12 protein-coding genes are annotated in these 11,386 nt (G+C 67.9%); 5 read left to right on the forward strand and 7 right to left on the reverse strand.

Annotated elements, in window-relative coordinates; translation table 11 throughout:
* Window positions 1-324 precede the first annotated feature (324 nt).
* From GA0115259_RS20045 to GA0115259_RS20055, 3 genes are all read right to left on the reverse strand, one after another.
* Complete coding sequence (locus GA0115259_RS20045; RefSeq protein ID WP_093598944.1) at window positions 325-831, reverse strand: hypothetical protein; 507 nt, start codon at window positions 829-831, stop codon at window positions 325-327.
* Window positions 828-1,016: a hypothetical protein gene (locus GA0115259_RS20050; RefSeq protein ID WP_093598947.1), complete on the reverse strand. Its 189-nt coding sequence runs from the start codon at window positions 1,014-1,016 to the stop codon at window positions 828-830. The genes GA0115259_RS20045 and GA0115259_RS20050 overlap by 4 nt, the downstream gene beginning before the upstream one ends.
* A 188-nt stretch (window positions 1,017-1,204) precedes the next feature.
* Window positions 1,205-1,462: a WhiB family transcriptional regulator gene (locus GA0115259_RS20055; protein ID WP_093598970.1), complete on the reverse strand. Its 258-nt coding sequence runs from the start codon at window positions 1,460-1,462 to the stop codon at window positions 1,205-1,207.
* 416 nt (window positions 1,463-1,878) lie between these two features.
* Between GA0115259_RS20055 and GA0115259_RS20060 the strand changes: the two genes are divergently transcribed.
* Both GA0115259_RS20060 and GA0115259_RS20065 read left to right on the forward strand, forming a co-directional pair.
* On the forward strand, window positions 1,879-2,688 hold the full coding sequence (locus GA0115259_RS20060) for a GntR family transcriptional regulator (protein WP_093598950.1): 810 nt from the start codon (window positions 1,879-1,881) through the stop codon (window positions 2,686-2,688).
* Complete coding sequence (locus tag GA0115259_RS20065) at window positions 2,685-3,305, forward strand: GNAT family N-acetyltransferase (protein ID WP_176732597.1); 621 nt, start codon at window positions 2,685-2,687, stop codon at window positions 3,303-3,305. The genes GA0115259_RS20060 and GA0115259_RS20065 overlap by 4 nt, the downstream gene beginning before the upstream one ends.
* 175 nt (window positions 3,306-3,480) lie before the next feature.
* Here GA0115259_RS20065 and GA0115259_RS20070 read toward each other — a convergent pair whose 3' ends face one another.
* Window positions 3,481-4,500, reverse strand: coding sequence for a LuxR C-terminal-related transcriptional regulator (locus GA0115259_RS20070; RefSeq protein WP_093598953.1), 1,020 nt, complete (start codon window positions 4,498-4,500; stop codon window positions 3,481-3,483).
* Window positions 4,501-4,656: 156 nt separating this feature from the next.
* Between GA0115259_RS20070 and GA0115259_RS39655 the strand changes: the two genes are divergently transcribed.
* Entirely contained in the window at window positions 4,657-4,875 is a 219-nt protein-coding gene (locus GA0115259_RS39655) for a hypothetical protein (RefSeq protein WP_141716625.1), read from the forward strand.
* 20 nt (window positions 4,876-4,895) lie between these two features.
* Complete coding sequence (locus GA0115259_RS20080) at window positions 4,896-5,660, forward strand: hypothetical protein (protein WP_141716626.1); 765 nt, start codon at window positions 4,896-4,898, stop codon at window positions 5,658-5,660.
* 267 nt (window positions 5,661-5,927) lie between these two features.
* On the opposite strand, the gene GA0115259_RS20085 is transcribed toward GA0115259_RS20080, so the two are convergent.
* The 3 genes from GA0115259_RS20085 to GA0115259_RS20095 form a co-directional block, all read right to left on the reverse strand.
* Entirely contained in the window at window positions 5,928-7,019 is a 1,092-nt protein-coding gene (locus tag GA0115259_RS20085; protein WP_093598962.1) for an ISL3 family transposase, read from the reverse strand.
* Window positions 7,020-7,590: 571 nt separating this feature from the next.
* Window positions 7,591-8,118: a hypothetical protein gene (locus GA0115259_RS20090; protein WP_093598964.1), complete on the reverse strand. Its 528-nt coding sequence runs from the start codon at window positions 8,116-8,118 to the stop codon at window positions 7,591-7,593.
* Window positions 8,119-8,135: 17 nt separating this feature from the next.
* Complete coding sequence (locus GA0115259_RS20095; RefSeq protein WP_093598967.1) at window positions 8,136-8,342, reverse strand: hypothetical protein; 207 nt, start codon at window positions 8,340-8,342, stop codon at window positions 8,136-8,138.
* Window positions 8,343-9,507: 1,165 nt separating this feature from the next.
* On the opposite strand from GA0115259_RS20095, the gene fxsT reads away from it, so the two are divergent.
* The coding region (gene fxsT / locus GA0115259_RS20100) for an FxSxx-COOH system tetratricopeptide repeat protein (RefSeq protein WP_141716628.1) at window positions 9,508-11,386 on the forward strand (1,879 nt) is incomplete at its 3' end.

An 11,386-nucleotide genomic window follows, 5' to 3' on the forward strand; every position in this document is an offset into this window, starting at 1 on the left:
CGCCGCGGACGGGACCGGGGCAGCCGCCGGGGCAGGGGGTGCCGCGCAGCGACCCGCTGAAGGGCTGTCGGACAGGCTTGTGAAGGGCATGCGATCTGCTCCTGCCGGGCGCCCGGCAGGCTTGCTCTCGCCTGCGAGCGTCGGCTGAAGTTGGCTATCGCGAAACGGCGGAGGGCTCCTGCGCTCACGGGGCGTCAGGTGCGCGCGCGGCGGTACTGCTTGCGCACGGTCGTACGGCTGGCGGAGCTGCCTCGCCCGGCGGCGCTCGGGCGGCCGGACCGGTCAGGGCCCGGCCGACCTGGGGCTTGTCCGGTTCGTGACGGGTCACTGCGTGCCCTCCGCAGCGGCCAGGGCAGTGATGCGGACGGTGGTGGTTCCGCAGTGGCCGATGGCCTCCACGCACTTGCCGAAGCCTTGCGTCCGGGAGGCGTTGATGCCCTTGAGTAGAGTCTCCATCAGGGGCTCGGACAGTACCCGGTCGAGGTGAAGATGCATCTGGGCGTGAAGTGGGGCGGCGTCACTGATCAGATCGAAGACCTGGGCTATCAGATCGTCGTCGTTCATTGCGGTAGACGGCGGGGTCGCGGCCGGGATGGTGACGCTCAGCAGCAGCGCCAGTGCGCCGCGCAGTTCCATGGCCGCCAGGACCAGCTCGTCCTGGCTCATGCGGCCCAGGTCGAGCGTGAGGTTGTAGCGGAGGGTGTCACGTCCGGCCACGGCCGCTTTGACGCGGCGTTCGGCCGGGCTCATGTGCCCGAGGCGGCTGCGGGCCATCGTCAGGTATTCGGTCAGGCTGGCACGAACAGGCCGCGCGGCGGGGTCGGGGGTCACCGCTCCTCCGCAGTGGCCCCGGCAGCGGCCGCCGGATGGAGACTGGTCAGCAGCGCACCGGCGGCCACGGCCGCTTGGCTACGGGTCTCGGGGGCGACCGCTCTGGCGATGGTCTTGCTGTACGCGGTACTCGGCCGGTTGGCCCGCGGCATGACGCGGGCCGGACGCTTACAGAACTGCGCCATTGTTCGGACTCCTCGCTGGGTGAGGGCGGTCGGTTCGGGCTGAAGGAGGGGCAGCTCTCCGGCCCGGGAAGCAGCATCGGCCGGACAGGGCTTATGCCAGGGCTGCTTCACCGGGCTCGACTTCCTACGTCGGTGTTACGGTGTGGAGCTCATGCATGCGCCTACCAGCGCAGGTGTGCAGGACGGGATCAAACGGTCGTGCTGCGCGGACGCTTGCGGGCGGCACGGCGCTTCATCGCGCGGCGCTCGTTCTCGCTCAGGCCACCCCAGACGCCGGCGTCCTGACCGGTCTCCAGGGCCCACTGGAGGCAGGTCTCCATCACCTGGCAGCGGTGGCAGACAGCCTTCGCCTCCTCGATCTGAAGCAGGGAGGGGCCGGTGTTGCCGATCGGGAAGAACAGCTCGGGGTCCTCGTCGTGGCAAGAGGCGTGGTGACGCCAGTCCATCAAGTTCTCCTTGTCGTCGTGGTCGGTGAAGCGGTGGTTCCCTGCCACAAGCGGCCGCGGTCGTCGGTGCCCGTACCTCACGAACCAGCCGCTTCCTCTGAGACGGAGACGCCCGGCGGTACACCAGGGCTCCGAGAGCCAGCAAAAGGAACTGGTGCTCGAATTCGAGCCCATATCTACAGGCGGCAAACAGTGAGCTTCTGGTGGATATCGATCACGCCACTCCAAGCTGTCAAGACAGCTTGGTGACGATCGAGACGGTAGGGGATCGCCCGGCAGACGTCAAGAGCTGTCTTGACAGCTTGGGATGACGGCGCATCAGCCGCGCACGCTGCCCGGAAAAAGACTGCAACCGCAGGCTCATTCCGGCATGCGCCCGGTCATACAGCTGTCGTGTCAGGTTGTAGGGTGCGCGCATGAAACGCACCAGCCCCGATCGTCCGTGGACAGTCGATACCGTCACGGCCGACCTTCACCGCCGGATCCTTGACGGTGAGTTCCGGCAGCCCGACGGAAGCCCCGGCCGCCTGCCTATCGCCGGCGAGCTCGCCGCTGCCTACGGCCTCAGCCGGCAGACAATGGGCCGCGTCATCGAGAGGCTGAAAGGGGAGGGGCTGGTGCACACGCGCCCCGGTGCCCCTCACGGCGCCATGATCCGCAACTGGGAACCGCTCATCTTCGCGCCCCAGCAAGAGTTCGACCGCGACAGTGCGGACTCCGACATCTACACCCGGCTCGTGCGCGCCGCAGCCCGCGCGGGCACCTCTCGCATGGACGACGTCAAGGTCATGCGGGCCGACGACGAGATCAGGAACAAACTCGGGCTGCGCCCCGGAGAACACGTCGGCGTACGCCGACGCACGAACATCGTCGACGGCGTCCCGGCGCACACCGACGACTCCTTCGTGCCGCTGCGCATCGTCGACGGCACCGACTGGCTCCTTCCCGGCAGCGTCGCCCGCGGGACCAACACCGTCCTCGCCGAGCTCGGTCACGAACTCGTCCGCGCCATCGACGAGTTGGAGCCCCGCATGACCACCGAGGAGGAGAACAGGCGCCTGGCGATCGGCGACGGCAACTCACTGCCGGCCATCCAGCTGACCTCCACCGGCTTCGACCGCGACGGGACCCCCGTCCAGGTCACCCGGTTCACGCTGCCCCGCCGACGTAACACGGTCGTGTACGAGCGCACCAAGCCCGACCACTCCGACGGCGACACCGAGTGATCATCCGCACGGCCACCACAGCGGACGTCCCCCGTCTCAAGCGGTTCCGCACCGCCGCCGCAGCCTGGCTCGCGGCACGCGGCAGCGACCAGTGGTCCACCCCCTACCCCGACGAGCTCCTCCTCGCCAGCGTCAAAGCCGGCCACGTCTACCTGGTGCATGACAACCCCGTTACGGACCCCATAGCCACCGTCACCCTGGACAGACAGGCCGATCCCGTCCTCTGGACAGACACCGAAGCGAGGGAAGCTGCCTTCTACGTCCACAAGCTCACCCTCGCCCAACCCGGCGGAGGCACCGGCCTCGGGGCCCGACTCCTCGACTGGTGCGGCGACCGCGCCGCACGCGCCGGGGCCACCTGGCTACGTCTCGACGCCTGGACCACCAACACCCGCCTACACGCGTACTACCAGAACCTCGGCTTCCACCATGTCCGAACCGTCGATGCCCCGGAGGCCTACGGATCAGGCTGGGCCGGCCAACGGCGGGCCGCTCTGCGGGTCACCACCATCGAAGAGGTGCGAGGAGGACCAGGCGCTCGCCTGCCCGGCGCCCCCATCGGCCAAGCGGCCGCAGCACCCAATACGCGCCGCCGCAGGAAAGGCCCGAGTCGGTGACGCGGCTGCCCTGCCGCCTCGGGGCAGAACGCCGACGGCTCCGCGCGTCTCTTGAGGAAAGCGCCTGGGCCCCGGCCGAGGCCACACGCGGGGAGGCTCCCCGGATCCTGACGGCATGAACGACCGGCCCGGCCGAACGCCGATCTCCGCATTGCTCCTCCAACGGACGCAGCGCTCATTCGTTCACCGGATCCTGGCGTAGCCGGGCGGCCCGGGGAGCCTCGAGGCGGCGCTCCTCCGACGCCATCCACCAGGCGACCACCTGGTACGGCGTCTTGAGGCCGAGCTTCTTACGAAGGTCGTTGAGCGCGGTATTGACCGTTTTGCTGCTGACGAGGAGACGCTTGGCGATCTGCTGCTGGTCCAGCCCGTTCACGAGTTCCCACAGAATCGACCGCTGGAACGGTGTCGAGATGGCAGTCTCGGAGCTCAGCTCGGTCCCATACCAGGGATGGGCCCGCTCCCACAAGAGCCGGTACTGCTCGATGAGGTACCCGATCACGCCGGGATGACGGACGTGCCAGGCCCCGAGCGAGGGGTCACGGGGCACCCCGCCCTCCTCGAAGAAGACGTGCTCCTGGTCGATGATGACAATGCGCGAAAACGTTTCTTCTGTGGTGCGCACCTCTGCGCCAAGAGCGGTCACCTTGCCCACGTACTCGTGGAGGTGGGTGTTGCTGCGGGAACTGACCGGGTAGAGGATCCGCATGCGGACGCCTCGCTGGAGCGTCTTGCTGTCACGCTTGAAGGCCCGGTCGAGGACTTCAGGCCGGCGCAGGCTCGGCTGGGCGGAGAGCTGCTCGTGCCGGGCGCCGTTCGTCGCACGGGAGATGGCATCGTTGGGGATGTCGACACCGGGCAGGAACTCGATTCTGGTTTCCGGGTTGTGGCGAGGCTGTTCTCGTTCCAGACGGTGGATGAGAGCGGGGATCCTCCCCATGCGGGCAAGGGCCGCCACCGCGGACCCCTCCGCCGTCTTTCGTAGCTGGATCTCGGCGCTGCGGAGATCGGCCAGCACATGTCGGCCCGGGAGCCAGGCGTTCGGGATGACCACGCCGAGGGCGATGAGCCGCTGAAGACTCGGGTCATCGGCCGCGACCTCTTCCTGCCGGCCGACCTTGCCGTAGCACTCGAGGTCCTCGTCCGTCAGGGTGAGATCAAGATCAGCGACATCCGGATTGGCCGGGTCCGGCATGATTCATCCCTTCCACAGTGCGTAATTACGTACGTACGACAAGCCGACCGCTTGATCTTAGGTAGCCGCACCGGATGAGCTTGGTCCGGCCCGGTGAACACCTGGGCTCACGTACCTCGGATGGCCCAGACTCCCGTCGTGCAGAGGAGCAGAAGGATGACCTTCATGAAATCCGGATCCCGCGGAGCGGTATCGCTGCTACTGGCAGCCGCACTTTCCGGCCTGGCTTTCACCACCGTCAGCGCCACGAGTGAGACCGTCCGGCCAGCAGCGCAATGGTCCGCTTCCGCTGCCGACGCGCTCCCGGGCGACAGTGACTGGGGTGTCACGCCGTTGAACACGCAAGATGTCGCCGGCGACTCCGACTGGGGGTGAGCCTCCGCGCCGGTGCTGACGTGTCCGTCAACACCGGCGCAACGCCGCAGATGCCGCTCCCGGATGCTGCGGTGCTCGGTCCCGTGCCGCACGGCACCGTCGGGCTGGGCACCGCAGTGCCCCTGCCCGCGTCTCACCAGTTCTGGAAGGAAACGGTCCGCGCTGAGGCTGAAGATCATCAGCTCGCGCACCGGCACCACGGAACTCCTGCCGCATTTCGCCCGTATGTGAGCACCACGAGGCCCCGCATGTCACCAAGCCAACTGAGCAACGAGAGGGCCGGGCTGGCTGACCTGCCAGTTCCCCCGCCGTTCACCATTCTCCAACTGGTCTCCAGCATGGAGCGGGTGCACGGAGGACAGATCCTGGTCACGACCCAGCCCGAGCACATGCGGGTACCGGAGACGTCCTGCGGCCTGCGGCTGAGCAGCCCGGGATTCACGCGGGTCCTCTTTCCTGTGCAGCCGACGTCGGATCAGACTCAGCACGCCGTCCTCCACGCTCTCGCTCATGAGTGGTACGGACACGGCCGCCCGCTTGAGCTGTCATTGCTCCAGACACTGATGCCCGGCCTCGGCGTGGCCATGATCGAGCGATTCGTCGCAGACGGCGGAGTAAATGTCATTGCCGCCTACGACGAGGAGGAGGAACGGATCGCCGGCTCCGCAGTCCTCGAACTCATCAGGAAATACGAGCTAGCCTCTCAGAGCCGCCCCTCGGGTCTCCGGAACGCTCTGCGGCGTCTGCCCGCAGGGCCGTTCACGCACCTCCGACGCGCACGTTGACCAGCGTCTATGCGCGAGCAACCGCCCGGGAGGGCCGGCCATCAGGGCCGGCCCATGCGGTTCACCCGCTGGACCCGAAGCTGTCGAACAGTCGACGCCGGGAAGCCCTACCCGAGGTGCGACGTGGTCTGCCCGGAATGGACGGTGCGGCGGGCGGTAGCGAGGAGCCGTCCGCAGGTGTCAGGGCCCGGCGCGTCCACTGGTTCACGGTGGAGTAGCTGCCACGGAAGCCGCGTTCGGTGATTTCCCGGTGCAGCGCGAGGACGGTCACGCGGCCGTTGGCTTCGAGCCAGCGGTGTTCCAGGTAGGGCTTGAACGGATCCAGCTTGCTGGGCTGTTGGCGCTTTCGCCCTGTGACCATGTCCTGCCAGCAGGCGGCACGTGCATACCGCTGGACGGTGTGGCGTCCCCAGCCGAGGTGACGGGCGATCTCCCGCAGTCCCATGTTCTGGGCCAGCAGCTCGTGGACCAGGGCATGGTGGGCGCGGGCACGCTCGGCGAACTTCCCGGGCGGCGGTTCGCCTTCCTGCGGACCGGTTCGGCAGGCGTCTCCCATTCGGGTTCCGGCTCAGGGATGGCAGGCGGGAGATCGTGCAGTCGCGCGCGGTGGGCGGCGACGGTCTTCTCCGCCGCCTTGGCGATGTTCTGCCACAAATGAAAGCGATCGGCCACTTGCGTGGCCTGGGGCGCGGCGGAAGCCGCCGCGTCCGCGTAAGCACCGGAACGGTCACGGCAGATGACCTCGATCTGCGGGTGCCCGGCCAGCCACGGAACAAGCGTGGCCGCGTCCCGCTCGGGCAGCAGATCCAGTACCTGGTGCGTTTCGGCGTCGATGATCACGGTTCCGTAGACGTGCCCCCTGCGGAGTGCGAAGTCGTCCACGCCGACGGCCCTCGGATGGGTGCCGGGCGGGTCGGGCAGGTCCATCACGCGGCGAAGGAGCGTGCTGCGGCTCGCCGTGATCCCCATGCGCTCAGCGAGACGGGCACCGGCCCGGCCGGCCAGGGCCAGCCCGATGGTGTCCATCGCCGCACGCAGCCGCTCAGTGGCCCGGCCGTGCCGCCGGGTCAGGCCCGATACCTGCTCGGCGAACGTCCGCCGCGGACACGACGGACCCGCGCAGGCGAACCGCCGCACGCGCAGAGCCAGCACCACACGCCGTCCCGCGCTGGGCAGGTCCGCCGGAAAGCGCAGGTAGGAGCCGTGCACCCGCTCCGACCAGCCCCCGCACTCCGGACAGGCGGCACCAGCCACCGTGCACCGGGCCTTGACATGAACCTCCCCGCCGCCCGTATCCACGGACACGACCGCCACACCCGCGACCGCCGGAAACAACAACTCCTGCACCAAGGACGACATCTCGCTCACGACGACCGAATGTCAGCCACACCAGCCGAACGAGGAACCAGATCAAGACGACTTCCGAACCAGCCCAACCAAGATCAACGACTACAACACGTAGTCAGCTCACACAACTTGGGCCAGACCCCAACTGAACCTGCCACAAACATACGAGGATTTCGCTGCCTGCCTGAAGTGCCTCCGATGACGACTCCGGCAAGCGGGTGGAGTCCACCTCTACGGTGTGTCCCAGCAGGCCGTCGTACGTGGCGTGATGCTCCGGGGGAAGGCTTCGCCCGATACTTAGTGCCCTCGTCGCCATGGAAAACGCGCCGTCGATCTTGCTGCCCGCCAGGTACCCCGTGCGGCCAAGTCGAGCATGAGGAGCGCCCTCCGTTTGTCGTGCCATGACGCCAGCGACTCTGCCGCCTCGTCCTGCGCCGCACTCATTCACTCCGGTAACCCGAGCCGGGCGCCACACGTCAGCCGTGCCGCAGCGACCTTCGAGGGCGTGAACGCGAACACCCAGGGCCACGGAGGCAATTCCTCCGTCGCCCGGCAGCCGGACCGCAGCGTTCTCCGTACCCGGTCAGCCGGAGGTGACAGGGGTCTTGTGTCCTCGACCCGGCCCGTGCCCCGAGCGTGAGTGCCACCACTCGATGCAGCGCAGCGGGTCGTACCAGTGGGCCGTGGTGATCACGACGGTCATCGGGTGCCGTACCGTGCCGGCCGCCGTGCGGGGCTGCTGGGTCGCTCGCTTGATGGCTCGCGAGAATGCTTCGGGCGTGGCTCCGACGAGGGCGGCGGCCTCGGGCCGGGTGACCAGCGGCGGGCGGTCGGTGCGCCACTGGTCTGGGCGGCCGGGGCGCTGCTCAGCGAGTGGGGGCACTGCCCGGCTGTCGACCACGTGGTCGCGGCCTGCGAGCGTGACGTTCTCGACCCCGGGCCCGACGGCGGTCGACGCACGCTGTCTTCGGCCACCAGCGTCTGCCGGAGCCTGGGCCGACTGATGCGCTTCTTGGCGAAGCTGCCCGTCCCGCCAGCGAGGCCGCAGGACCTCACCGGCAACCACCTGGGCGCCTTCCTCGCCGCCCGCGCTGACAGTCGGGGCCACCATCGAGCGTGACCTCCGATCTACGGCCAGGCGGCGATGACCAGGGCGATGAACGCGATGCCCAGAGAGAGGGTGCTGCCGAAGGCGACACCTGCGCGGGCGAGAGCTGTGGGAATGCTTGAACTGTCCCAGCGGGCCAGGGCAGCGGCGGTGATGCCGGCGGCCAGGGACAGCGACAGCACGATGGAGAGCAGGATCAGTACCATCGTGGTTCGGTCGGGGAACACGCTTAACACCACCTGGAGTTGGGCTGTTGGATCGGCTTCGGGTACACGATTTCCCGACGTACTTCCAGGTGCCAGCAGTTGGATGTTGTGGCATACATAAGCCGGGGGTTGTTCCGGAACAACTGAGCGGAGAGGCTGGGCAGTGGGGGAGCAGGCTCGGACAGGGCGGCCGTGGGGTCCGGCACGCGGAACCTGCGCGGAGATTAACGAACTCATCGGGATGCTCCGCTCGTGGCTGGATGAGGCCAAGGTGCCCGTACGGATCCTGCATCAGCGACTGACGGTCGACCACTTCACCAGCGGTCAGCTGCCGACCCTGCGCAAGCTGAGGGCACAGCTGGCCGGTGAGGGTCTGTCGTGGGATCTGGTGGAGGCCGTCGCAGACGTCTGCTTCCCCGACGACGACGGCGACGCCGGCTCCCTCCGGCTGACCGGGCCTAAGGAGTTATGGCACCGAGCACAGAGCGCACCCACGGCCACAGACGGCAGCGGCCCGCAGGTGACAGCACGCGAGGTCCTGGAAACGCAGCGGCAGGCCCTTGCCGCATACGAGGAACTCAACCGGGCCCGCCGCGCCTTCGAGGCAAGCGAGCAAGCCCGCCACCAGGCACTGCTGATTGCCACGTACCTGTTCGGCATGCTCGGCCAAGCCCAAGCGAAGGTCCTGGAACTGACCCGGCGAATCGACGCCCTCAACCGTTATGCGGTCCGCGAGAGATCCGATGGCCATGGCCTGGAGCAGACGCTGCATCGAGCGGAGCAGCAGGAACTGCAACTGCGCACGCAGTTATCCCGTGCCGAGAGCGACAGGGACAGAGCGCAGAAAGTTGCCGATCATGCAGCACGGCGGATCGACGAACTGGAAGCCGAGCTTGCGGCACTCAGCGCGCAAACCGAGGCTGCGTCCCCGCCCGGGGACACTTCCGGCCTCCTGCTGCCCGTTCCTCTCCCACAGCCGCAGCCGGACGAGGCCGACCTCGACGTCGTGGACAATGCGCTTGAGAAGGTGCGGTTCGCCCTGGACCGGGAGTACGACGCCGTCCAGGAAGCTGCTGAAGACCTCGGTCTGCGCGTCGCCGAACTGACCCCAGGCAACCAGACGATCTCAATTCGCGGGAGAACATCATCGGCTGCGGATGACGCCAGGAGCACGCAGCCGGATCGTATGCAAGGCCCAGCCCCATTGTTCGCGACAACTGCGGACAACTCTGTGACCACCGCCTTTGCCCCGGCCGACGTCTCCAGACAGCCCAGTACGGCCGCGAGTGCCGTCACGATCAGCTTCGCCGGGTTCAACCGCGCCTGGGCGGTCTGGATCGGGGACCGTCTGGAGCGGCGCGGGCATCGAGTTGCGTACCAGCGGTGGGACCCGCCAGCGGACGCTCCTCTTGTGGATCTGCTGCGCAAACTGAAACTGGCGGCCGAGGGCAAGGTTCTGATCATCATCAGCGAGTGGTACCTCCACCTGGGCCCGCGCACCCACGAGGAGTGGAATGCGGCCCTGCGCGAGGTCGTGGCACCCGAGCCGTCCCGCTTCGCGGCCGTCTCGGTCACCACGGCATCGGTGCCCCCAGCCACCTCCAACCTCGCTCCCGCGGACCTGACCAACACGAAGAGTGCTGACGAGGCCGAGCGACGTCTTCTCGCTAGCCTCGACCTGCCCTACGAACCGATACCGGACGCCATCGGAAACAAGCGCGGGCCGCGCTTCCCGTCCGCCGCGCCCGAGGTGTGGGGCGGCGTCCCCCGCCGCAACACCCGCTTCACCGGCCGCGAACCGCTGTTGAACGACGCCTACAACACTCTTCAGGGCAGCGAACCCGGCACCGGCGTGCTGACGCTGCACGGCATGTCTGGGGTCGGTAAGACCCAGCTCGCCGCCGAGTACGCGAACCGCTTCGGCGCGGAGTACGACGTGGTGTGGTGGGTCTCCGCCGACAAGCGGGTCACCTGCCGCCAGAAACTCGCCGAACTCGCCCCCGCGCTCGGCCTGTCCACCGGTGTCGAGTACGGGGAGCGGCTGCGGGCCGCCAGGGACGCGCTGCGGCGCGGCGAACCGTACAGCCGCTGGCTGCTGATCCTCGACGGCGCCGACGAACCCGACCAGATCTGGGACCTCGTCCCCACCGGCCCGGGGCATGTGCTGATCACCTCTCGCAATCCGGAGTGGAGCGAACACAACAGCAAACTCCTGGAAGTCCCCGTCTACGGCCGTGGCGAGTCAATCGCTTTCATCCGCCGCCGCGCCCCCCGCCTGACCGAGGCGGAGGCCGACCAACTCGCCGAGGCGCTGGAGGACCTACCCCTGCTGATGGCCCAAACGGCTGGCTGGCTCAACGACTCCGACCTGTCCGTCAAGGACTACATCGGGCTGCTGGAGCACGGCATCGACCAGGACGTCGTCAAGGTCTCTGCCGACTTCCCACTGGCCTTCCAGACCGCCTGGTCGATACTGCTGAACAAGCTCCACGAGACCGTCCCCGAGTCCGTCGACCTGCTCCGCCTGTGCACCTTCTTCGCGCCCGGCTCCATCCCCGTGCGCCTGCTGAAGGAGATGCCGCACGACGACCTGCCCGAGCAACTTTCCGGGCTGCTCGACAACCCGCTGCTGTGGAACAGGGCCATCAACCGGCTGCGCCAGTACTCGATGGTGCGCCTGGAGTCCGACGAGTCCAGCGGCGAGACCCTCTACCTGCACCGCATGGTCCATCAGATCGTCCATGCCGACATGCCCAGCGAGGACCGCCTTGAGTTCAACGATGTCGTCCGCCAGGCGCTGGTCGCCGCGGATCCGCGGCGACCAGAGGACACCCGGTTGTGGCCCAGGTATGCGGAGATCGTTCCGCACCTGGAGCACTCGGACGTACTGAAAAGCAAGGATGCTGCCGCCCAGTTGCTTGTCCTCAACTGCCTCCACTATATGTACCTTTCGGGTGAATACCACGCTGGCATCAAGCTCGGCGAGCGTGCGATGAATGTATGGCGGGCCCTGCTCGGCGAGAACCACCCCAGGTTCTGGGAGCTCACCCGCCACTACGCCAACC

The organism is Streptomyces sp. MnatMP-M17 (assembly GCF_900091995.1).
In the GTDB taxonomy this organism is placed as follows: Bacteria; Actinomycetota; Actinomycetes; order Streptomycetales; family Streptomycetaceae; genus Streptomyces.

Coding starts and splice junctions, on each gene's coding strand:
- GA0115259_RS20070 (WP_093598953.1), bottom strand. CDS start 4,500: ATGCCGGACCCGGCCAATCCGGATGTCGCTGATCTTGATCTCACCCTG.
- GA0115259_RS20050 (WP_093598947.1), bottom strand. CDS start 1,016: ATGGCGCAGTTCTGTAAGCGTCCGGCCCGCGTCATGCCGCGGGCCAAC.
- GA0115259_RS20090 (WP_093598964.1), bottom strand. CDS start 8,118: ATGGTGGCCCCGACTGTCAGCGCGGGCGGCGAGGAAGGCGCCCAGGTG.
- GA0115259_RS20055 (WP_093598970.1), bottom strand. CDS start 1,462: ATGGACTGGCGTCACCACGCCTCTTGCCACGACGAGGACCCCGAGCTG.
- GA0115259_RS20060 (WP_093598950.1), top strand. CDS start 1,879: ATGAAACGCACCAGCCCCGATCGTCCGTGGACAGTCGATACCGTCACG.
- GA0115259_RS20085 (WP_093598962.1), bottom strand. CDS start 7,019: ATGTCGTCCTTGGTGCAGGAGTTGTTGTTTCCGGCGGTCGCGGGTGTG.
- GA0115259_RS39655 (WP_141716625.1), top strand. CDS start 4,657: ATGACCTTCATGAAATCCGGATCCCGCGGAGCGGTATCGCTGCTACTG.